This is a genomic window from Biformimicrobium ophioploci (assembly GCF_030270605.1).
GTDB classification, from domain to species: Bacteria; Pseudomonadota; Gammaproteobacteria; order Pseudomonadales; family Cellvibrionaceae; genus Biformimicrobium; species Biformimicrobium ophioploci.
Genome location: NZ_BSYJ01000003.1, coordinates 519,752 through 540,928, shown reverse-complemented (window position 1 = coordinate 540,928; position 21,177 = coordinate 519,752). Strand labels below are relative to the sequence as shown.

Genomic DNA, 21,177 nt, shown 5'->3' with positions numbered 1-21,177 from the left:
CACGAAAACATTCAGACTGATTTACCCATGAGCAGTAACCACCTACTCAAGGCCGACCGCGTTGCCTTTATCCTGGACAGGCTGGAAAGCCTCTACCCGGAAACACCGATCCCGCTGGATCACCTGGATCCCTATACGCTACTGGTGGCGGTACTGCTGTCGGCACAATGCACCGATGAGCGGGTGAACCAGGTGACCCCGAACCTTTGGAAGCTCGCAGACAACCCCGCCGATATGGCAACCAGGTCCGTTGAGGAAATCCGCGAGGTAATCCGCCCCTGCGGCCTGTCGCCGCAAAAATCGAAGGCCATCAAGCGCCTGTCGGAAATCCTGATGGAGGAGTACGACGGTGAGGTGCCCGCCGACATGGAGGCCCTGGAGGCACTACCAGGGGTCGGTCACAAGACCGCCAGCGTAGTCATGGCACAGGCATTCGGCGTGCCCGCCTTCCCCGTAGACACCCACATTCACAGGCTCGCGCAGCGCTGGGGCCTGAGCAGTGGCAAGAGTGTGGCCCAGACCGAAAAAGACCTGAAGCGCCTCTTCCCGGAAGACAAGTGGAACAAACTGCACCTGCAGATCATTTTCTACGGGCGCGAGTTCTGCTCCGCGCGCGGTTGCGACGGCACCGTGTGCGAGATCTGCACCACCTGCTACCCAAACAGGAAAAAACCAAAGAAAACGAAGAAGGCCTGACCATACAGCAGGCATAAAAAAACCGGCGCGATCGCGCCGGTTTTTCGTTACAGCCTGAAAAATCAGAAGTTGTAGCGCAGGTCCACACCGTAGGTGCGCGGCGCAGAAATACCCAGGTAACCGGTGCCGAATACGTCCAGCGTACGGCCACTCACACTGCCGGTAACTTCATTCTCCAGCAGGTTCTTACCCCACAGCGCCAGTTCATACTGACCCTCGGTGCTCGCCCAGGAAAGGCGTGCGTTCAGCAGGGAAGTGTCCTCGCCGAAGCCCGGGATCGGGGTATCGACGCCGCCCACCATCACGGAAGTGATCGCAGCCGGATCCTTCTCCGCATTGTTCTCTGCATAGATGTAATCCGCATACAGGTTTACATCCCCGAACACCGTCTCCGGCGACCAGTTGAAGGTCAGCGTGTAGGCAGTGTCGGTTGAGCCGCTGGACTTGTCCGCCTGCAGTTCGCCGCGGGCATTATAGAAAGCCTCCCACTCGGACTCAGTGTCACGGATGGTGGTCACAAGACCCAGCTGTACGGTATCAGTCGGCAGCCAGTCAAATGTCACTTCGATGCCGTCTATAGACTGGTCACCGTTGATTACCCGCGGCAGTGCATTGGTCTGACCTGGCGGCAGGGTTTCCACACTGCGCTGGCGGTCATCGACGGTCATGTCGAAGTAGCTCACCTGCATACGGGCGCGGTTGTCGAACAGGTCACCCTTGAAGCCAAGCTCGATATTCTGCACCTCTTCCGGCTTGATCGGGTTGATCGCGGAGGACTGGTCCAGGCTATCGAAGCCGCCGGACTTGTAGCCGGTGGCATACGACAGGAACACCATGGCGTCGTCGTTGATGTCGTACTGGCCTACCAGGCGTCCGGTGACCTTGCTCCAGTCTTCCTTGGCAACCAGCAGGTCGTCGCCAATCTGGTAACCGTCGCCGCCGCGGAAGATAACCGCCTCGATCGGCGCGGTGCCCGGTACGGTCGCACGGTCAAATTCGACGCCCGGTACCAGCCAGCTGAACTCTTTTTCATCGTTCGAATAACGCAGACCGGCGGAAACCTTGAATGCATCCGTCACGCTATATTCGACATCGGCGTAAACACCGTAATTGACGAACTCACCATCGTTGATCACGGACTCGCGCCACTCCATTCCGGCATAGCCCGGGCCGAACAGCATGCTGGTGCCCAGCGCCTGCGCGAACAGGTCGTAGTAGGCATCGGCCTGGGGCACTGCGCCCTGGCCAAGGATATTGGTGAACGTCGCCCAGTCGTTGGGGTTCCACAAGTGATCGATGGAAGCCACTGCCGCCAGCGGCTCCGCGGTAGCCTGCTGGACCAGTGCATCCGCTTCGGCCTGAGAGATCAGGCCGGCGGCGACAGCGGGCGCCACCTCCTGGTAGGCGAGGCCGACAATCTGGGCGTTGAGCCCGTTCTTCACATCACCCGTTACCAGACGCATGACGGAGTCGCCCAGCGCGGTTACCTGGGTTTCCTGGTGAATGGACTCGGAAGAGTAATTCGCACCCGCGACCGCGTTGAACCGATCACCGCTGTAGTTGAACTGTACTTCGGTGTAGCTGATGTCGTTATCAAAAATATTGTTGGTATCGAGGTATACGCTCGGCTCTGCGGTACCGTCCTCTTCCTCGCGGTTGGTTGTTTCAAACTCGCGATAGGCGTGTACCAGCTTTACGCTGGCATTATCGGAAATCTCGTGAGTGAACTTGATGTTCACCGCCTGCATATCGCGGGTTTCTTCCGCATTGATCAGGTCATTGGCCACCACCCGGGAGAACGGATCGGCATTCAGGGAGTAATCACTGAAGCCGATTGCGGAGCGCGGCGAGTTATCGACGGAATCCCAGTCGTAGGACACCTGCAACGCGGTTTCCGGATTGATATCCCAGAGCATGGATACCCGGCCGGTCAGTACATCCTGTTCACCGCCGTCGCGGCCCGCCACATTCTCGATATAACCATCGCGTTTGTTCGTCAGCAGGTTCGCACGCATATAAACACTGTCGGAAACCGGTGCATTCACCATGGCTTCCGAGCGCATCAGTCCGTAATTACCGACCTTGGTGGATACAAAAGCATCAAATTCATTCACCGGGCGATGCGGTACCATATTCATGGTACCCGCTGCGGAATTGCGTCCGAAGAGCGTACCCTGCGGACCCTTCAATACCTCAACGCGCTCCATATCGGAAAACGCGATGGTAGTCGCCGCCGAAGGCAGGTAAGCGTCATCATAGAAAGTGGATACCGACGGGTCGCCGCCCGCGCTGATGTTCGGGCTGGAGATGCCGCGAATAGAAAGGCTCGCCTGTGTCACACCGTCGCCGGCATCAAAGCCCGGAATATACGCATCCATATCGGCAATGGTCAGCGCACCGGTCTCGGTCATGTCATCGGAAGAAAATGTGTCCAGAGTTACCGGTACATCCATCGCATTCTGTTCGCGTTTCTGTGCGGTAACGACAATCTCCTCCAGCGACTTGTCCTCGGCCATCGCGGGCGACGCGCCATAGATCAATGGCGATAGTATCGCGACCGCAAGAGGTAGTTGTGCCTTCTTGAACAGGTTGGCAGGTGTCATGGCTTTTCCCTATTTTTAATATTTTTTATTGTGATCAAAGGGCCTTAGCACAGCGCGGTCCTTTCCCGCAGGCGCCAGGCGAATCAGCTGGATATCAAGGAATTTGCTTTCCCGAGGCACCGACCAGGCTGGGGAAGCCCGGCGGTTCCTGACGCAAACAAAATGCAAGTGGTTATTTTTTGTCCCCCACCGCAAATCGACCGCATTGCGCGAAGCTCGAAGTTAACATAGGACAAATGTCGAATCCAGCGCCTGCCAGCACCTACCAGAGCCTATGGAAAGGGCCCGCCGCCAGCAGGTTCAGTCGACGTCCGGCAAGTGACCGCGCAGGCGCAGAAACAGGCAGGCGACCAGCAGTACCGATAGCCAGGTGAGCGGTCGCGACGTCCAGCCGGCCAACAGCACGAAAGGCACGAACATAAGCAGCACCCAGCAGTTGCGGTCCTTGAGCATAAACTGATCCCGTACCAGCCAGAGGCCAAACAGGTATATAGCCACCGGCACGGAAACGGATATTCCGGCCAGCCTCGTTATGTGCCCTTCTTCATGTAGCGCATCTGTTGCAACCACCAGCCCGGCACCCACCGCAGCGCCGCCGGCAAAGACAAGAAAGTGACCGTAAGCCCAGAGGAAGACCCGGTCGAGCCTGGCAACATCCAGCTCGCCCTCCGCGGAAAAGTAGAGCCACCAGAGACAGAAGGCAATCAACACACCGCACAGAGAAAGCAACAGGAAATTGCCCCAGAAACCGGTCTCCATGGCACTGCGCAGTGCTTCACTACTGGCGAGCAGCACCTCTCCCAGCACGATGATATTGAGCAGGCCGAAGCGCTCCACAATATGATGGCGGTGCCACTGGGTGTTACCTGCTCGCTCACCCAGCACCGGAATCACCATTTCGATGACGACCCCCAGAAGAAACAGGCCTGTAAACAAGTGCCCCTCCCGGGGCACCACAAACACCACCAGCGCCCAGTAGAACTGCATCAAAACCTGACCACCGGCATAGATCAGTGCCGTACCGCGGTAACAGGGTTTTGCGCGCGCGACCCGGACCCAAAGGAATGCGAACGCGAGCCGCATCACCACGTAGCCGGCAAACATGTAGCGCAGGTCCTCGCCCTCAAAGAAGCCCGAGGTGCTCGCGGCAATGAACAGTGCGCCGACCATCAGCACCATCACCACGATGCGATAACCCACGTCATCATTGTCGAAACTGGAAGCGAACCACGTAAACAGGTTCCACGGCCACCAGACACACCAGAACACCAGCAGGAACTTGATTAGCCCCTCCTGCCAGTGTCCGGCGACGATGGCATGAGCGAGACCGTGGGCGGCGGCGGCAATTGCGATCACAAATACCAGGTCAAACAGCAGCTCGAGCTGGGTGGCAGCGCGGAATTCCTCATCCCGGTCCCGCGGCAGTAACGCCCGCAAATACCTGCCCGACCCCATCGCAGGCCTCCGAATCAGATAGTTCTTCAGGAGCATAGACCCGCAACGCCCTGCCCTGTGCCGACTAAACTTTATGGCCGGGAAAACGCTGATAAGGCCCCAGCCTCCATGAAAAGGAATGCGAATTGCGACAAGAAGCACAGATCCCTGTGGGGCATGGCACTTCCCGCCTCCTCCGATCCCCGCCTCATCGCCGCTTTCCTTGTATTGCTTGTTATTTTTGCCGCCGCAATTTCTGGCTTCAGCAGCGTACTCTGGCTGACTGTTGGCGGTATTGGAGGCGCATTTCTTGCACAACCCGCATGGCAGCTGTTGCAACGCATTTATATTTTCCGCAACAACACAGCTAATGCGCGACCAACGGCCGAAGAACTGCGGGAACTTGCCTATACAGATGACCTGACCGGATTGACTAATCGCGCCAGTTTCCTGGAGAAACTTGAAGCACTCTGCCAAAGCGAGGACTCACTGGAGTTCGCGCTGCTATTTATCGATCTGGATGGCTTTAAGCATGTGAATGATGTTTACGGGCACGAGGCCGGCGACGGACTTCTTCGGCACATTGCACAGCGATTGAAAGGCTGCAATACAACCGGACTCAAGCTCGTTGCGCGTCTCGGCGGCGATGAATTCACCGCAATCATTCAGGCGGACAAGCTCGACGCCACTGCTCTTGCAGCAGCAGAAAGTCTGGTGGAGGCTGTAAATGAGCCCCTGGTTCTGGTGGGCCAGAGCCTGAGGATCGGCGCCAGCGTGGGTATCGCCAGATACCCGCAGGATGCCACCGCCCCCTCCGCACTACTCCGCAACGCCGATACTGCCATGTACCAGGCGAAGGCCAATGGTCGCAACAGCATTCGCCTGTTCAGCCGTGAACTGGAGGAACATAAGCGCGACTATTTCCGTATGGTCAGCGACCTGCAGGGGGCGATGGAGCGCAGCGAATTCCAGTTGCACTACCAGCCCAAGCTCGACCTGCAAAGTGGGGAGGTACTGGGCCTCGAGGCCCTGTTCCGATGGCAGCATGAGTCTCGCGGCAATGTGCCGCCGTCCAGGGTTATTCCCGTTGCGGAAGAGTCCGGCCTGATCATCCCGCTGGGCGAATGGGTGCTGGAGGCCGCCTGTGCACAGCTTGCACGCTGGCGTTCCCAGTTCAACCGGCCTGCCCTCACGGTCGCTGTCAACGTATCGTTGCGTCAGCTCAGTTCCGGCGCCCTGGTGGATACCGTGCGCCATTTTCTGGCCAGCGCCTGCCTGCCCAGCGATGCGCTCGAAATCGAGATTACGGAAACCTGCGCTGCCAGCGATCCCGAACAGGCAGCCCGGATCCTGCGGGTACTGAGGAACATGGGGGTAAGAATTTCCCTCGACGATTTCGGTACCGGCTACGCGTCGCTCAGCTACCTGCGCCAGCTCCCCATCGATACCGTAAAACTCGACCGCAGCTTCATCAGCAATGTACACAAGAATGCGCGCGATCGCGCAATCGTTGCTGCCACGGCCCAGATCGCGCGGCAATTCAACATCAATGTCGTTGCGGAAGGCATCGAGGATCCCCGCCAGATTGCCCCCCTGCTGGAGCTTGGCATCCAGTGCGGCCAGGGCTTCTATTTTTCCAAACCCCTGCCTGCAGAGAAAATCCCCGAACTGCTTGACTAGAATTCGTACGCCTGCACACAGTCTCCACAATTTTTGATAGAATCCTGCGCCCTAGCTAACCCCATATCCCAGACTACTTCCCCGGAGGCGAGGATGATCCGGCTTTACGGCATAAAGAATTGCGACACCGTACAAAAGGCCCGCAAGTGGCTCGACCAGCACCAGGTTTCCTACGAATTTCACGACTTCCGCTCAGACGGTATGGATTCAGTACCGGTGGATGAATGGATCAACACGCTGGGCTGGGAAAAAGTACTCAACAAGCGCAGCACCAGCTGGCGGGCACTGTCAGACGAGCAAAAAACCGGCATGGACGACACGCTTGCTGCTGCATGTACGCAGAAGGAACCCACCCTGATCAAACGGCCGGTTCTCACCATGCCCGGGAAAACACCTGCTTTCGGCTTCAAGACGGCGGATTACGAGGCGCACCTGGCCTGACCCGCGCGCAAAATACTCAATTTGATTAAAAGGAATTACCGTATGACCGCAATGTACAGCCTGGGGCTTGGCGTCGGAACAAGAAACCAGAAAGGTGAATGGCTCGAGGTCTTCTTCCCCCATCCCCTGCTAGCGCCAGCTTCCGAAACTGCCAGCGCAATTGCCGCGGCACTGGGTTACAACGGTGGCAACCAGGCCATCGAAATCCAGCAGGCCCAGCTGCCGGGTTTGCACGAACAACTCGAACAAGCCGGCGCCCCGGCAGAACTGCTGCAAAGCCTCAGCCAGTTCCGCAGCAGCAAGCGCCCGCTGGTCGCAGTACTGTTGGAATCAGACGCCGGGCCGGCCTCCGTTCCGGAAGCCTACCTCAAGCTTCACCTGATCTCCCATCGCCTGGTGAAGCCCCACGGTACCAATATCGACGGTATCTTCGGGGTGCTCCCCAACGTAGCCTGGACCAACCAGGGTGCAGTAGACCTGCAGGAACTGCCGGAGCGCCAGTTGCAGGCACGCCTTGCCGGGGAAGTACTTGAAGTAGCCTGCGTGGACAAGTTCCCGAAAATGAGCAACTACGTGGTGCCAGCCGGCGTACGCATTGCGCACACCGCCCGCGTGCGGCTCGGCGCCTACCTTGGCGAAGGCACCACCATCATGCACGAGGGTTTCGTCAACTTTAATGCGGGCACGGAAGGGCCCGGCATGATTGAAGGCCGCATCTCCGCGGGGGTGATGGTCGGTGCCGGTTCGGACCTGGGCGGCGGCTGTTCGACCATGGGCACCCTGTCCGGCGGCGGCAATATCGTAATTTCCGTCGGCGACGGCTGCCTGATCGGCGCCAACGCGGGCATCGGCATTCCCCTTGGCGACCGCTGCACGGTGGAATCCGGTCTGTACGTCACCGCGGGCACCAAGGTGGCAGTGCTCGATGACCAGGGCAACCTGGTGGAATACGCAAAAGCCCGGGACCTTGCGGGCAAACCGGATCTGCTGTTCCGTCGCAACTCGGTCAATGGCGCGGTCGAGTGCCTGACCAACAAGAGCGCGGTGGAACTGAACGAGGCGCTGCACGCGAACAACTGATGGCAGACTCTACACCAACCAGAGACCTGTGCCGCGAACTCATTCGCCGTCGCTCGGTAACGCCGGAAGATGCCGGCTGCATGCAAGTCATGATCGAGCGACTCGAGAAAGTCGGTTTTTCGGCCACGCTGTTGCCCTTCGGCGACACCCTGAACTTCTGGGCTGTGCGCGGCGACAGCGGGCCGCTGTTCGCCTTCGCCGGGCATACCGATGTGGTCCCCACCGGCCCGGAAGAGCAGTGGCGCTTTCCACCGTTCGACGCGGTGGAGCAGGATGGCATGATCCACGGCCGTGGCGCAGCGGACATGAAGGGTTCACTCGCAGCCATGGTGACGGCCTGCGAAAATTTCGTGGCGCAGCACCCGGACCATCGCGGTCGCATTGCCTTCCTGATTACCAGTGATGAGGAAGGCCCCGCGACTAATGGCACTGTCAAAGTCGTGGAGTGGCTGGAGGAGCGCGGTGAGAAGATCGACTGGTGCCTGGTAGGTGAACCCTCAAGCACCGACTGGACCGGGGATACCATCAAGAATGGCCGCCGCGGCTCCCTTGGTCTGTGGCTGACCATACGCGGCGTGCAGGGCCATGTGGCCTACCCGCACCTGGCACGCAACCCGGTTCACCTGCTGGCCCCGGCACTGGCCGAGCTGGCAGCGGAGCACTGGGATAACGGCAACGACTTTTTCCCGGCCACCAGCTTCCAGGTGTCCAATATCAATGGCGGCACCGGGGCAACCAATGTCATCCCCGGGGAAGTGGCGCTGGTCTGCAACTGGCGCTTTTCCACCGAGCTCACAGCGGAAGCCATCGAGGCGCGGGCGCGGGCCATCCTGGACAAACACGGGCTGGAATACGATGCGGATTTCCGGTTATCGGGCCAGCCGTTCCTGACGGCAGAGGGCGAGCTGGTGGATGCAGCTGTGGCTGCCATCGCAGCGGTCACCGGAAGGGAAACCACCCTGTCCACCGCGGGTGGCACCTCTGACGGGCGCTTTATCGCCCCGACAGGCGCACAGGTTGTGGAGCTGGGGCCGGTCAACGCCACCATTCACAAGGTGGACGAGTGTGTGCGCGCTGAAGACCTGGACAGCCTCAGCGCGATGTATGAAAAGATTCTTGAGAATCTGCTGGCCCGGGCGACGGCTTAAACGGCGTTTTAACTAGTCGTCCAGCTCCAGCGCCACCGTCGGCAGATTGAACTCCGCCACCAACTGCTGGCACCACTGGTTCAGGCGCCCTGCGGTCAGCTCCTCCTGCTGGTCTTCATCGATACCGAGGCCCACAAATAGCGGCTGGTCCGCCAGCTGCGCCTTGGAGGCCTCGTACTCGTAGCCTTCGGTCGGCCAGTAACCCACCATCTGCGCACCATTGGCCACCAGCACTTCGTGCATCATGCCCATGGCATCGAGGAAATAGTCCCCATAACCGAACTGATCGCCCAGGCCGAACAGGGCAACGGTCTTGCCGGTGAAGTCGACTTCCCTGAGGTCTTCCCAGAAATCCTCCCAGTCCGACTGGATCTGGCCAAAATCCCACGTGGGGATACCCAGGATCAATTGGTCGTAATCCTCGAAGTCCACCTGGGTCAGGTCCGCAATATCCCGCACCTCAACCAGGTCCTCGCCGAGGCGGGACTGGATTCGGAATGCCACGGCTTCGGTATTGCCCTCATCGCTGCCGTAAAACAGGCCGATTTTCTTCACGCTGACGCCACCCAAATAAGTTACTGCTCATTTTTGCGCGGCTATTCTCCCAACAAACACCCCGGCCAGCAATAGCCGCCCGGGATGGGTTGGTAACCGGTCAGTCATGGGGAAACGGGACCTCAGCTCGCAGACTTGTCCTTCTGGTGCATGTGCCGGTGCTTGCGGCGCTCCTTGCCCTTCTCCTTGCGCTCGGCTTTCATCTCATCCAGCTTGGCCTTCTGCTCGTCGGTCAGCATTTCCCGCATGGCCTTGAAGCTGTCGTGGTGGGTCTTCATGCACTGGACCTTAAGGCGCCCCATTTCGGCCCCCAGTGCATCGAGCTTGCTGTCTTCGCCACCGCCTTCCAGCAGCGTGCCGATTTCCTCCCGAATCTCGCTAATACGCTCATGCCGCTCCTTGCACTGCGCGCGTGCTGCTTCGCGCTGTGCCTTGATTTTGGCCTGCTGCTCTTCGGTCAACTGCAGTTCCTTCGCCATTTTTTCCAGGCGGTGCTCCCCCCAGCTACCGTGATGCCGCGCATGGTCGCGGGCAACCGCATGCGCGGAAAAGCTGACCGCAGTCATCAGTATTGCGAGCATCGCAAAAAGGGAGAAGTTACGGGGAAGGGTCTGATTCAACATGATGTCGCTCCTGGCGTATTTTCCTTTCGGTTATTCAAATACTAGAAGCAACCGGTCAACCGGTGGGTTAAGCGCCGGCAAGCAAATGTTAAAAAAAGTAAAAACAGGACAAAATTGCACCATTTGCAAACCGCAACGCCTTTATACTGGAGACCAACCCAATGTTCGGAAGTAATAATGACAAAGATCCTGCTCGTCGATGACGATGTCGAACTCACCGAGCTTCTGCGCCAGTACCTGGAGGGTGAGGGCTTCTCGGTAGAAGTGGCCAACGATGGTGGCACGGGTCTTGAGAAAGCCCGCAGCGGAAAGTTCGATGCCGCAGTTCTGGACGTTATGCTGCCGGTGCACAGTGGCTTCCAGCTCCTGCGCAAATTGCGGGAAAACAGTCAGCTACCCGTATTGATGCTGACAGCCAAGGGCGACACAGTAGACCGTATTGTGGGCCTGGAAATGGGCGCCGATGACTACCTGCCCAAACCCTGCGACCCACGGGAACTGACGGCCCGCCTGAGAGCGGTCCTGCGCCGTCACTCACCGGACGACAAGCCTCCCTCCCTGCTGCAATCCGGCGACCTCGTCATTGACCCGTCCGGGCATTCCGCCCACTGGCATGAGACACCCCTGCCGCTCACGGGAGCGGAGTTTGCCGTATTGCAGGTGCTCCTCAAGCAGGCGGGTGAAGTGGTCAGCAAGGAGACCCTCACGGAAGAGGCACTCGGACGCAAACTGCTTCCCTACGACCGCAGCATTGATGTCCACGTCAGCAATATTCGCAAGAAACTGGTGGCAGCCTCAGCCCCCAAGGAACTGATCATCAACATTCGCGGTGCGGGCTACCAGCTGCGCCGGAACCAGGACTAGGGGCAGGACCGGACCGTGCGCAGCCTGTTCTGGAAAATGTTTATCGGCACCTGGCTCACTGTCACAGTGATGGTGGCGGCCACCGTATACATCACCCACTTCGCAAACTTCGATGATCCGAGTGAAGACGCCCGCTGGGAAGGACCTCTACTCTTCGATGCGATGATGCGCAACCTGCGCAGGACACACAGACATGGCCCGGAACATTTCCGCAACTGGCTCAGGCGCCTCCCTGAAGGCACCGCCGACCGCATCTACGTGGTGGATATGGGTGGGCGCGAAATCCTCGACCGCCCCATCCCCGAATCACTGGATACCCTGTTCCGTACATTGAATCCGCGCAACCGCGAGAGCCGCATACTGGTAGACAGAAAACCAGTCTTCGGTTTTTTCGTGCCCATGCGCAATGGCAACCACCTGCGTATTGCCATCAGCGCCCAGGAAAGCAAGGAAGAATTGCTGCTCAAATTCCTGTTGAAGCGCTTTGGTCCCATCCTCCTGCTGTCTCTACTGGTCTCCGGCATTGCCTGCTTCCTGTTGGCGCGCTACCTGAGTCGGCCAATCCAGAAAATCAGCGCGGCAACGCAAAAAGTAGCGGAAGGTGAACTGCATCACCGGGTCGCGCCGACGCTTGGCAACCGGGAGGACGAGCTCGCGCGCCTTGCGCGGGAATTCGACTCCATGACAGAAAAGCTCGACGCATCCATGTCAGAGCAGCGTCGCCTGGTGAAGGACGTGAGCCACGAATTGCGCTCGCCGCTGGCGCGGCTGCAGGTGGCGCTCGCGCTGGCCCGGCAAAAACAGCAGGGTAACGGCGACATCAATCCGGAGCTCGACAAGATCGCAAAGGCGGCTGACTACCTTGAGGACATCATCGGCGACATCCTGTCCATGCCAGTGGTCGGCGCGGATGAGCGACCACTGGACGATGTCGTCGAGATGAATGGCCTTATTCACGCCCTGATCGCAGACCTCGGAGATGAGGCCGCCGGCAAGTCCATTGCCATCGACTTCAACAGCTCCGTCGACGAGGCGCTGGTTGCAACCCGCGGCAGCTCACTCACTGCCGCACTGGAAAACATCCTGCGCAATGCGATCCGCTACAGCCCCGAACAATCGGACATCCGCATTGGCATTTCCGCTGGTGCAAGCGTGCGAGCAGGAAAAGACAAGCAACACCGGTTGAAGCTCACCATCGAGGATGCCGGCCAGGGCGTGCCCGAGGAAAAACTCGACGCCATTTTCCGCCCCTTCTACCGCACTGACGAAGCGCGCGCCCGCGAGAGCGGCGGCTACGGGTTGGGTCTCGCGATCGCCCAGCGCACCATCCGCTCCCACGAAGGTGAAATTCTGGCGCGGAACACGACGGACCGGGGTCTGCGCGTGGAGATTTTCTTGCCAATATTGGAGACAGATTTTTAACCTGGCCTGTCAACCATTTCCTGCCCACTGCGTTTTGTATTGCCTGAGGGAAACAAAAAAGGATAAGTCCATGTTCCAAGCAATACACATACCGGCTCGCGGCCTGAAATATTTCGCGGCACTTTTCCTGACCGCACTCCTCGCTGCCTGCGGCGGTGGCGGCGGCAGCGCCGAAGTGGAGCAGCCCGAACCGACACCCGGGGCCACCTGTGTCACCAGCGACAATGGCTCCTCCGACAGCGATTGCGGCAATGTACTGATTGGCATGACAGATGCTGACGGGGACTTCAGGACCTACAGTGTCGAAGTCTTATCCCTGAACCTCTCTCGTGCAGACGGTACCACGGTCAGCGTGCTACCCACTCGAAGCATGGTGGACTTTGCCCAATACGTTGAACTGAGCGAGCTGGTCACCGCCGCCACTGTACCCGCTGGCACCTATACAAGCGGGGAAATCATCCTTTCTTACAGCGACAGCGACATACAGGTTGAGCTGGACGGCGTTGCGCAAACTGCATCCGTAGTGAACAGCGACGGCAGCCCTGTTAACGAAGTGACACTCGAGCTTCAGATCGATAACCGTCGCCAACTAACCGTTGCACCCGGCATACCGGCACTGCTGGAGGTGGATTTCAACCTCGCCGCGTCACACCAGATCAACCTGGAGCAAACCCCAATCACTGCGGAGCTGTTACCGGTCCTTACCGCGGAGATCAACCCGCTGGAGCAGCGCGAATTCCGCGTACGCGGACCACTCATAAGCACCAGTGAAACAGATAACCAGTATCGCATTGCAGTACGCCCATTCCTGCTCAGGGATGCGCGTCACGGCGGCTTCGACATACATATCGACGAGCAGACCACCTGGGAGATCGGTGGCGAGGGGTTTGTAGGTGCACAGGGCCTGACCCAGCTCGCTTCCGAGGGGGAAGGCACCGCGACTGTTGCCTTCGGCACTTTCGATCGCATTGAGCGCCGCTTCACGGCAGAAATGGTTTACGCCGCGAGCAGCGTAATGGGCGGCAGCCTGGACGCTATCAGTGGACACATCATTTCACGCGAAGGTGACGTACTGATGCTGAAAGGTGCACGGCTGGTGCGTGCCGATGGCAGCGTCACTTTCAATGATACGATGCTGGTACTGGTAGGACCGGAAACAACCGTCAGGAAACCACGCTTCCCGCATGAACAGCAAAATACCGACAGTCTTTCTATTGGGCAGCGGGTATCCATATTGGGCGAGTGGATTGACGGGGAAGATATGCTCGACGCGACAGCAGGCTTCGCCCGACTGCACATCACCACCGCGGCAGGAATACTCCTCCAGCAAACGGATAGCGACGCATTCATTGATGTGCGCAACTTTAATGGAAGGCCGGTCGACCTGTTCGACTTCACCGGCATGGAAACGGACCCCGCCAATTACCAGGTCAGCACCAGCCAGCTACAAACCGGGTTTTCCGAGGGTGCCCCCCTGCATTTTCGCGGTTTCGTCACCCCGGCACCCAATACCGGGCCGGACTTCGACGCCCTGTCCGCGATCGATTTTTCCAACTCCCGCGCGCAGCTGCTTGTGGGGTGGAAAGGTGACGCGCCTGGAAACCCCTTTACAACACTCGATGCCAACGGTTTCACCCTGGCGCTGCAGGCCAATGACCTGACGCGTGTGCACCACCTGCGTCGCGGCGGCATCATCACAGACCTGCTGGGACTCGATAGCGTGCCATCGATGCAACCGCGGGCGGAGCGCGGCCTCTATGCCATAGCCGAGGACGGTGCCATTACCCTGCACTCGGGCTTTGCAGCCTTTGCCTCCGACCTGCAAGGGCGACTGAACCGCGGTTCGGGAGTGCGAGCACTGCATGCAGTCGGGGGCTATCGCAGTGAAGCCAACAGCTTCCATTTTTACCGCCTCGCAGCGGCAATCAAATAAAATGGGGAAAATAGGCCAGTGAGAACACGCGTTCCTTGAGCGAAGAACAAAAAGAGACCTGCTGTCTGCACTGGCATAACCTCCTGTGGACAGTCACACAGGAGGCCATCGCGCCGAATGCCCCACTGCCCTGGCTAGAGCCCTCCAGGCTGCAGGGTCTGGCCGAGTTTTATGTCCGGCCACAGACCCGTCCCGCGTTGGAGCCACTGCTGGAGAAGCGCTTTAAAGAATATCCGCACAGGCGTCTCGGTATTTACTTCGAGGACCTGTGCGCTTTTATTTTCGAACACCACCCGGACTATCGCCTGCTGGCCCGCAACCTGCCGATTCGCGATTCTGGGAAAACACTGGGCGAACTGGATTTTGTACTCGAGTATCTGCCGGAACAGGCAATCGAGCACTGGGAAGTAGCGGTGAAGTTTTACCTGCAGGTTCGTGACGGGACCGGGCAGACCGTCTGGGTTGGGCCCGGGCTGCGGGATAGGCTGGATGTGAAGCTCGCCCGCATGGCGAATCACCAGTTCCCAATCGCAACCGATGACCGGGCGACAGCCCTGTTACTTGAAAAAGGCATGGCGGTTTCGCGCCATTGCGCGCTGGTGCCCGGCCGCCTGTTCCACCACTACCACCAACAACAGCCCCATGCCACTCATGGCACCCACAGAAACTGGTGGACCGATCTAGACAGTTTCCTGGATGAGGACAGTGAGTGTGGAGAATTATGGCGGCCCCTAAAGAGAACCGAGTGGCTGGCGGACCTGCATCAAGTGGACGACGCCACCCCCAGTCGGGCAGAGGCCGCGAAGGCGGTGAACTCGCTGCGGCGACCGGTCTGTATTGCACAAATTGACCATTCAGGGACGGAAATCACCCGGGGGTTTGTCACACCCGCGGATTGGCCCGATCGCGCACAACGTACATTGCAGGGCGACCGGGCCGGCACGAAGGGTTAAAGAAAATTAGCGCTTGCGCGGCTTGGACGGCACACCCGAGCGACTCGGCGATTTGCGCAGCTTGCGCTCATGTCGCTCCTTCTTGTTTTTTTCTGCCTGTGTCAGCGGTCGCTGGCGAATTTTGTTCAGCCCCGCCATCCCCAGAAGGTCGTTGATCTCGCGGGTTTCCATTTCCACCCACTGTCCGACCCGCACATGCGAAGGAATAAACACACTACCGTAGCGCACTCGCTTGAGGCGCGACACGCGCACGCCCTGCGACTCCCACAGGCGCCGTACCTCGCGGTTGCGCCCTTCCATCACCACGCAGTAGTACCAGCGGTTGGTGCCCTCACCGCCGCTGTCGACAATATCGGTGAAGCGCGCCATGCCGTCATCGAGCAGCACGCCCTCGCGCAGGCGCTTCTTCATGGCCTCGTCGACATCGCCCTGGATACGCACCAGGTATTCGCGATCAATCACCGAAGAGGGGTGCATCAGGCGGTTGGCCAGCTCCCCGTTGTTGGTGAACAGCAGCAGGCCACTGGTATTGAAGTCAAGGCGACCCACAGAAATCCACCGACCGCTGCCAAGGCGCGGCAGGCGATCATAGACCGTCGGCCGCCCTTCCGGATCGTGGCGGGAACAGATCTCCCCGACCGGCTTGTTGTACAGGATCACCCGTGTGCGCTCCGCGACGACGTCGCTTTCATTCACAGGGCGGCCGTCCAGCTCGATCTTGTCATCCGGCACAACCCGCTCACCCAACGAGGCCACGACCCCGTTTACGGCAACTCGGCCAGCCTCGATCGCACGTTCCATCTCGCGCCTGGAGCCAAGTCCGGCACGTGCGAGCACTTTCTGTAATTTTTCACCCGTCGGGGTTTCGTCTTTAGACATTCGTTGAATTCATCAATTGCGGTGCCCTTCTCCCGAAGGGTGACCTGGGGACAGCGCCGGCCGAAGTATCCGACACGGCGCCTGCTTGTTGCGGGGTTAAATCGTGTCGGCTTCCGGCTTGGCGCCGGCATCATCTTCAAAATCTGCGCTTTCCAGAGCAGCTGGCTCCTGGTCCTGCGCTTCCGGCTCTTCAGCTGGCTGCGATCCTGCTTCCAACTCTGGTTCCGGTTGCTGCGGGGCCTGCTCCGGCACTTCCCGCTCGATCGTTGTCACCGGGATTTCCTGGGATCCGGCCTGCAGCTCTGCCAGCATCCGCTCGGTCTCCTCGGCAGCAGCCTCGTCGTGCAGCGCTGCGTCTTCACTCACTTCATCGGCAGCCGCTTCACCCTCTGTGGCGATTTGCGCTTCTTCCGCCGTTTCTTCCGCCGTTTCTTCCGCCCTTTCTTCCGCCACTTCTTCTGCGGTTTCTTGCGCCGCAACCCCTGCCATACCTTCGCCCAGGTCCAGCGCCTGGTTCAGGCTGTCGATATCGCGAATTTCACTCAGGGTTGGCAAATCGTCGAGGCTCTTCAAATTAAAGTAGTCCAGAAATGCCCGTGTAGTCGCAAACAGCGCCGGCTTGCCCGGAACATCGCGGTGCCCGACCACCTTGATCCAGTCGCGCTCACTCAGTGTCTTGACGATATGGGAGCTCACCGCAACGCCGCGAATTTCCTCGATATCGCCACGGGTGATCGGCTGGCGATAGGCGATAATCGCAAGAGTCTCCAGCACCGCACGGGAGTATTTCTGCGGCTTTTCCTCCCACAGGCGATTCACCCACGGGGCCAGATCTGCCGGCACCTGGAAGCGCCAGCCGCTGGCAACCTGCTTCAGCTCGAAGCCGCGATCACCACAGCTCTGCTCGATTTCTGCAAGCACCTCTCGCAGGACACTTTTTTCCGGGCGCTCGCCCTCTTCGATAAGGTCCAGCAGGCGGTCCTCGGAAAGCGGCCCGCTAGAGGCCAGCAATGCGCCTTCAACGATGCGGCGCAGAAGCTCATTGGAAATACTCATTGACTGACAACTCTCACATGGATCGGGCCGAAGGCCTCATTCTGTACCAGCTCTACCAGCGACTCCTTGACCAGCTCCATCACTGCCAGGAAGGTCACAACCACGCCCAGACGCCCCTCTTCCGGCGTAAACAGGGATACGAACGGCGTGAACTGGCCATGCCTGATACGGTCGAGCACCTGGGTCATGCGCTCACGGGTGGAAAGCTTTTCCTTTTCTACCTGGTGGCTTTCGAACATGTCCGCACGGCGCAATACTTCGGACAGGGCAAGAAGAACCTCGCGCAGGTCGACGTCAGGATCCGGGCGGGTCGCATTGCGGTCCGGGGCCTGGGCCGAGGCCTGGTGGATATCGCGGCCGACGCGCGGCATCTCATCGATATCTTCCGCTGCAGTCTTGAAGCGCTCGTACTCCTGCAGGCGGCGAATCAGCGCCGCACGCGGATCCTCACCTTCCTCTTCTTCCGCAGCTGGCGGTCGCGGCAGCAGCATGCGCGACTTGATCTCCGCCAGCATCGCGGCCATCACCAGGTATTCCGCGGCCAATTCAAAACGGATCGCCGACATGGCCTCGACATAGGTCATGTACTGCTCGGTAATGGCCGCGACATTGATTTCGAGGATATCGATATTCTGGCGCCGGATAAGGTACAGCAGCAGATCCAGCGGGCCCTCGAAGGCCTCCAGGATCACTTCCAGCGCATCCGGCGGGATATACAGGTCTTTTGGCAGCTCGGTAACGGCCTCGCCGGCCACGACCGCAAACGGCATTTCGCCCTGCGCCGGACCATGCGTTTCGCTGGAAGCAGCTTCCTGTTTTTCTTGTTCTTGCTCGCTTTCGATTTCAGCCGCGGCTTCGGCCACGGCTTCTTCGACCAGCTCGTCTGTCAGGCTCGACACACTACCGCCCTTTTCATTATCTGCGCACGCGCGCGGTCAATATCAACCGGTTACCCGCAGCCTCTGGCGGCGGGATTTTAAACAGCCGGCCATTATACCCGAGGAAATCCTCCCCGGGACAACTGACTGACCATTTTTTGTTCAGGTGAGTTCGTCTACGGGGCCACAACCATGGCGCAGCACCTGCGGCTCGTCGCCGGTGAGGTCCACGACGGTAGTGGCCTCGAGCCCACAGAAACCGCCATCGATAATCAGCTCGACCTGATGCTCGAGCAGTTCACGCATCTCATACGGATCGGTCAGCGGCTGTTCCTCCCCCGGCAAAATCAGGGAACAGGTCATGATCGGCTCGCCCAGTGATTCGATCAGTGCCAGCGCCACCGGGTTATCCGGCACCCGCATACCGATGGTCTTACGCTTGGGGTGCATCAGGCGACGCGGGACTTCCGCGGTTGCCGGCATGATGAAGGTGTAAGGACCCGGTGTATGGTTCTTGAGCAGACGGAACATCTGGTTGTCTACCTTGGCGTAGGTAGCCAGCTCGGAAAGGTCCCGGCACATCAGGGTGAAATTGTGGTTTTTGTCCAACTGGCGCAGCGCACGAATACGCTCCATCGCCAGCTTGTCACCCAGCCGGCAGCCTATCGCGTAAGCCGAATCCGTCGGAAAAAGGATGATGCCACCGGCGGCGACAATGCCGGCAGCCTGTGCAATAAGACGCGTCTGTGGCGTCTCCGGATGAATCTGGAAAAACTGGGCCACTTCTACTCCCCCAAACTTCGCTTCTCAGCGCTACTGATACGTTGGGCCCCCGCCCCCTACCGGACTGGCCGGATTGGGCGACCATTCTGCCACAAGTTCCAGACCGGCTCGACACCATCGGGCATCCGCGCGATACCCAGTTCCGCCCAGGGTTGACCCGGCGTATGGAAATCGCTGCCGATCGAGCCCGCCAGGCCCGCCTCCACTGCCATCGCGGCCAGGTCCCGGGTCTGCACCGGCGTCTGCTGCCCGCAGACCACCTCCACCGCATCGCCGCCACATTCCTCAAACGCAGACAGCAGGCGCCGCAATACCGTGCGGGTGAAGCCGTACTTCAATGGGTGCGCCAGTACCGCGAGGCCGCCACACTCATGCAACAATTCCACAACTTCAGCGAGTTCGGGCCAGTCGGGCTTCACATCGCCGATCTTGCCCGGCCCGAGGAGCTTCTTGAAGGCGCGGGTGGCGCTGTCCACATGCCCCGCCGCAACCAGCCAGCGCGCGAAATGGGGGCGTGCCAGCACTTCCGCCCCCTCTTCCATCTGCGCCCTGGCACCAGCCAAGGCGCCGTGGAAACCGCGTTTTTCCAGCCGCTGCGCGATAATTTCCGCACGCGCTTCGCGCCGCCGGCGCTGCGCCTGCACCAGCGCCTCCATTGATGGGTGCTCAGGGTCTACCCCCAGGCCCAGCACATGTAACTGGCGCTTGCCCCAGGCTACCGACACTTCGATACCGGCGATCACCTCGACGCCCAGGCCTGCGCCAGCGGCAACAGCCTCGGCAATCCCGGCACAGGTGTCGTGATCAGTCAGCGCCAGTACTTCCACACCGTTAGCCTTCGCCCTCGACACCAGCGCCGCAGGACTTAAAATACCGTCCGAACAGCTACTGTGACAGTGCAGGTCAACCTGCCCGTGAAACGGCATTTCCCGCGACGGCCCGACTGACCGGGAATTCTGCGGTGACTCAGCAGTACACAAATCAGGCGCCTCCTAGATGCGGTAGAATAGGCGGCCCTGAGCCCGCCCAGCGATGGGTAGGTATTATCACTGGAATTGCAAATGACCGAAACTCCCGAAAACGCCGGTAACGCTGTCGCCAAGCCTGAAAAGCGCGAGAGCCTTCTGGCCAACCTGGCCCTGAACATCCTGATCCCGACGCTGATCCTGACCAAGGCGTCAGGCGAGGATATGCTCGGTACCAAATGGGCCATCGTGGTAGCGCTGGCGTTCCCCCTCGCCTACGGTGCACGCGACCTGCTGCGCTCCGGCAAGGTCAACTTTTTCTCCGCACTCGGCGTGATCAGCATCTGCCTCACCGGTGGCATCAGCCTGCTGGAACTCGACGCCAAGTACATCGCCATCAAGGAAGCCGCCATTCCGGGCCTGCTTGGTATCGCCACGGTGATTTCCCTGTATACCCCCTGGCCGCTGGTCAAGACGCTGCTGTATAACGACCGCGTCCTGCAGGTAGAGCGCATTGCCCGCGCCCTGGCCGAAAAAGGTAACAGTGCGCGCTTCGATCAGACACTCAGCCATGCTTCCTGGATGATTGCCGGCTCGTTTTTTGTTTCCTCGACCCTAAATTACCTGCTGGCAAAAATTCTGCTGGTGAGCCCTCCGGGCACCGAAGCTTTCAACGAGGAACTCGGCAAGATGACCGCCCTCAGCTTCCCGGTTATCGCATTGCCGGCCATGCTCATACTGATGGCGACCATGTTCTTCCTGTTCCGCCGTATTACCCGGTTAACGGAATTAACCCTGGAAGAGATTGTCGTACACCAGTAAGTAGCCACCCGTAACCAGACATTTATAACGAAAACAGGGATAGACCATGTGGTATGCCATTATCAGTGAAGATGTTGAAAACAGCCTGCCCCTGCGCAAGCAGGCCAGGCCAGACCATATTGCGAGACTGACCAGGCTCAAGGAGCAGGGGCGGCTGCTGGTCGCCGGCCCGCACCCCGCCATCGATGCGGAAGACCCGGGCGAGTCCGGTTTCAGCGGTTCTCTCGTCATTGCCGAATTTGCCTCCCTTGAAGAGGCGAAAGCCTGGGCCGATGAAGACCCCTACGTTGCAGCCGGCGTATATGCCAGCGTCACCGTCAAACCCTATAAAAAAGTATTACCCTGAATTTCATTAAAAGCTG

General features: G+C 59.4%; 20 protein-coding genes. 11 read left to right on the top strand and 9 right to left on the bottom strand.

The window, feature by feature from the left end:
- Positions 1-27 precede the first annotated feature (27 nt).
- Entirely contained in the window at positions 28-696 is a 669-nt protein-coding gene (gene nth / locus QSJ80_RS09110) for an endonuclease III (protein ID WP_285764123.1), read from the top strand.
- Between the two features lie 62 nt (positions 697-758).
- On the opposite strand, the gene QSJ80_RS09105 is transcribed toward nth, so the two are convergent.
- Together QSJ80_RS09105 and QSJ80_RS09100 are read right to left on the bottom strand one after the other, a co-directional pair.
- The gene (locus QSJ80_RS09105) at positions 759-3,299 is read right to left on the bottom strand and encodes a TonB-dependent receptor (protein WP_285764122.1); all 2,541 of its coding nucleotides are present in this window, start codon (positions 3,297-3,299) and stop codon (positions 759-761) included.
- A gap of 300 nt (positions 3,300-3,599) precedes the next feature.
- Entirely contained in the window at positions 3,600-4,754 is a 1,155-nt protein-coding gene (locus QSJ80_RS09100; protein WP_285764121.1) for a low temperature requirement protein A, read from the bottom strand.
- A gap of 156 nt (positions 4,755-4,910) precedes the next feature.
- On the opposite strand from QSJ80_RS09100, the gene QSJ80_RS09095 reads away from it, so the two are divergent.
- The 4 genes from QSJ80_RS09095 (at position 4,911) to dapE (ending at position 9,082) form a co-directional block, all read left to right on the top strand.
- Complete coding sequence (locus QSJ80_RS09095; protein ID WP_285764120.1) at positions 4,911-6,413, top strand: putative bifunctional diguanylate cyclase/phosphodiesterase; 1,503 nt, start codon at positions 4,911-4,913, stop codon at positions 6,411-6,413.
- 93 nt (positions 6,414-6,506) lie between these two features.
- On the top strand, positions 6,507-6,854 hold the full coding sequence (locus QSJ80_RS09090) for an ArsC family reductase (RefSeq protein ID WP_285764119.1): 348 nt from the start codon (positions 6,507-6,509) through the stop codon (positions 6,852-6,854).
- A 42-nt stretch (positions 6,855-6,896) separates the two neighbouring features.
- Entirely contained in the window at positions 6,897-7,934 is a 1,038-nt protein-coding gene (dapD, locus tag QSJ80_RS09085; RefSeq protein ID WP_285764118.1) for a 2,3,4,5-tetrahydropyridine-2,6-dicarboxylate N-succinyltransferase, read from the top strand.
- Positions 7,934-9,082 (top strand): succinyl-diaminopimelate desuccinylase, encoded by a 1,149-nt coding sequence (dapE, locus tag QSJ80_RS09080; RefSeq protein ID WP_285764117.1) that lies wholly within the window; start codon positions 7,934-7,936, stop codon positions 9,080-9,082. The genes dapD and dapE overlap by 1 nt, the downstream gene beginning before the upstream one ends.
- 12 nt (positions 9,083-9,094) lie before the next feature.
- Here the strand turns inward: dapE and fldB are convergent, their stop codons facing one another.
- Positions 9,095-9,637, bottom strand: coding sequence for a flavodoxin FldB (gene fldB / locus QSJ80_RS09075; RefSeq protein ID WP_285764116.1), 543 nt, complete (start codon positions 9,635-9,637; stop codon positions 9,095-9,097).
- Positions 9,638-9,759: 122 nt separating this feature from the next.
- Positions 9,760-10,260, bottom strand: a complete 501-nt coding sequence (locus QSJ80_RS09070) for a Spy/CpxP family protein refolding chaperone (RefSeq protein ID WP_285764115.1) — start codon at positions 10,258-10,260, stop codon at positions 9,760-9,762.
- A gap of 177 nt (positions 10,261-10,437) precedes the next feature.
- On the opposite strand from QSJ80_RS09070, the gene QSJ80_RS09065 reads away from it, so the two are divergent.
- The 4 genes from QSJ80_RS09065 to QSJ80_RS09050 all read left to right on the top strand — a co-directional run bounded on the left by QSJ80_RS09065 (position 10,438) and on the right by QSJ80_RS09050 (position 15,432).
- Positions 10,438-11,124: a response regulator transcription factor gene (locus QSJ80_RS09065; RefSeq protein WP_285764114.1), complete on the top strand. Its 687-nt coding sequence runs from the start codon at positions 10,438-10,440 to the stop codon at positions 11,122-11,124.
- Between the two features lie 15 nt (positions 11,125-11,139).
- Positions 11,140-12,546, top strand: coding sequence for an ATP-binding protein (locus QSJ80_RS09060; protein WP_285764113.1), 1,407 nt, complete (start codon positions 11,140-11,142; stop codon positions 12,544-12,546).
- 70 nt (positions 12,547-12,616) lie between these two features.
- Positions 12,617-14,479: a DUF4382 domain-containing protein gene (locus tag QSJ80_RS09055; RefSeq protein ID WP_285764112.1), complete on the top strand. Its 1,863-nt coding sequence runs from the start codon at positions 12,617-12,619 to the stop codon at positions 14,477-14,479.
- 35 nt (positions 14,480-14,514) lie between these two features.
- Positions 14,515-15,432, top strand: a complete 918-nt coding sequence (locus QSJ80_RS09050; protein ID WP_285764111.1) for a DUF1853 family protein — start codon at positions 14,515-14,517, stop codon at positions 15,430-15,432.
- 6 nt (positions 15,433-15,438) lie between these two features.
- Here QSJ80_RS09050 and rluB read toward each other — a convergent pair whose 3' ends face one another.
- The 5 genes from rluB to QSJ80_RS09025 all read right to left on the bottom strand — a co-directional run bounded on the left by rluB (position 15,439) and on the right by QSJ80_RS09025 (position 19,954).
- Positions 15,439-16,311, bottom strand: a complete 873-nt coding sequence (gene rluB, locus QSJ80_RS09045) for a 23S rRNA pseudouridine(2605) synthase RluB (RefSeq protein ID WP_285764110.1) — start codon at positions 16,309-16,311, stop codon at positions 15,439-15,441.
- Between the two features lie 96 nt (positions 16,312-16,407).
- On the bottom strand, positions 16,408-17,367 hold the full coding sequence (gene scpB, locus QSJ80_RS09040) for an SMC-Scp complex subunit ScpB (protein WP_285764109.1): 960 nt from the start codon (positions 17,365-17,367) through the stop codon (positions 16,408-16,410).
- Positions 17,364-18,209 carry a segregation and condensation protein A gene (locus QSJ80_RS09035; RefSeq protein ID WP_434219177.1) on the bottom strand — a complete coding sequence of 282 codons (846 nt, stop codon included), beginning with the start codon at positions 18,207-18,209 and terminating at the stop codon, positions 17,364-17,366. Before QSJ80_RS09035 ends, scpB begins: the two co-directional genes overlap by 4 nt.
- A gap of 198 nt (positions 18,210-18,407) precedes the next feature.
- Entirely contained in the window at positions 18,408-19,028 is a 621-nt protein-coding gene (locus tag QSJ80_RS09030) for an L-threonylcarbamoyladenylate synthase (protein ID WP_285764108.1), read from the bottom strand.
- Positions 19,029-19,084: 56 nt separating this feature from the next.
- On the bottom strand, positions 19,085-19,954 hold the full coding sequence (locus QSJ80_RS09025; RefSeq protein ID WP_285764297.1) for a PHP domain-containing protein: 870 nt from the start codon (positions 19,952-19,954) through the stop codon (positions 19,085-19,087).
- A gap of 135 nt (positions 19,955-20,089) precedes the next feature.
- Here QSJ80_RS09025 and QSJ80_RS09020 point away from each other — a divergent pair, with 135 nt between their 5' ends.
- The gene (locus QSJ80_RS09020) at positions 20,090-20,815 is read left to right on the top strand and encodes a VC0807 family protein (RefSeq protein ID WP_285764107.1); all 726 of its coding nucleotides are present in this window, start codon (positions 20,090-20,092) and stop codon (positions 20,813-20,815) included.
- A 46-nt stretch (positions 20,816-20,861) separates the two neighbouring features.
- The gene (locus QSJ80_RS09015; protein ID WP_285764106.1) at positions 20,862-21,161 is read left to right on the top strand and encodes a YciI family protein; all 300 of its coding nucleotides are present in this window, start codon (positions 20,862-20,864) and stop codon (positions 21,159-21,161) included.
- Positions 21,162-21,177 lie beyond the last annotated feature (16 nt).

Excerpts from the sequence above, each read along its gene's own strand:
- nth (WP_285764123.1), top strand. The coding sequence starts at position 28 with ATGAGCAGTAACCACCTACTCAAGGCCGACCGCGTTGCCTTTATCCTG.
- QSJ80_RS09105 (WP_285764122.1), bottom strand. The coding sequence starts at position 3,299 with ATGACACCTGCCAACCTGTTCAAGAAGGCACAACTACCTCTTGCGGTC.
- QSJ80_RS09100 (WP_285764121.1), bottom strand. The coding sequence starts at position 4,754 with ATGGGGTCGGGCAGGTATTTGCGGGCGTTACTGCCGCGGGACCGGGAT.
- QSJ80_RS09095 (WP_285764120.1), top strand. The coding sequence starts at position 4,911 with ATGGCACTTCCCGCCTCCTCCGATCCCCGCCTCATCGCCGCTTTCCTT.
- QSJ80_RS09090 (WP_285764119.1), top strand. The coding sequence starts at position 6,507 with ATGATCCGGCTTTACGGCATAAAGAATTGCGACACCGTACAAAAGGCC.
- dapD (WP_285764118.1), top strand. The coding sequence starts at position 6,897 with ATGACCGCAATGTACAGCCTGGGGCTTGGCGTCGGAACAAGAAACCAG.
- dapE (WP_285764117.1), top strand. The coding sequence starts at position 7,934 with ATGGCAGACTCTACACCAACCAGAGACCTGTGCCGCGAACTCATTCGC.
- QSJ80_RS09070 (WP_285764115.1), bottom strand. The coding sequence starts at position 10,260 with ATGTTGAATCAGACCCTTCCCCGTAACTTCTCCCTTTTTGCGATGCTC.
- QSJ80_RS09065 (WP_285764114.1), top strand. The coding sequence starts at position 10,438 with ATGACAAAGATCCTGCTCGTCGATGACGATGTCGAACTCACCGAGCTT.
- QSJ80_RS09055 (WP_285764112.1), top strand. The coding sequence starts at position 12,617 with ATGTTCCAAGCAATACACATACCGGCTCGCGGCCTGAAATATTTCGCG.
- rluB (WP_285764110.1), bottom strand. The coding sequence starts at position 16,311 with ATGTCTAAAGACGAAACCCCGACGGGTGAAAAATTACAGAAAGTGCTC.
- scpB (WP_285764109.1), bottom strand. The coding sequence starts at position 17,367 with ATGAGTATTTCCAATGAGCTTCTGCGCCGCATCGTTGAAGGCGCATTG.
- QSJ80_RS09025 (WP_285764297.1), bottom strand. The coding sequence starts at position 19,954 with ATGCCGTTTCACGGGCAGGTTGACCTGCACTGTCACAGTAGCTGTTCG.
- QSJ80_RS09020 (WP_285764107.1), top strand. The coding sequence starts at position 20,090 with ATGACCGAAACTCCCGAAAACGCCGGTAACGCTGTCGCCAAGCCTGAA.
- QSJ80_RS09015 (WP_285764106.1), top strand. The coding sequence starts at position 20,862 with ATGTGGTATGCCATTATCAGTGAAGATGTTGAAAACAGCCTGCCCCTG.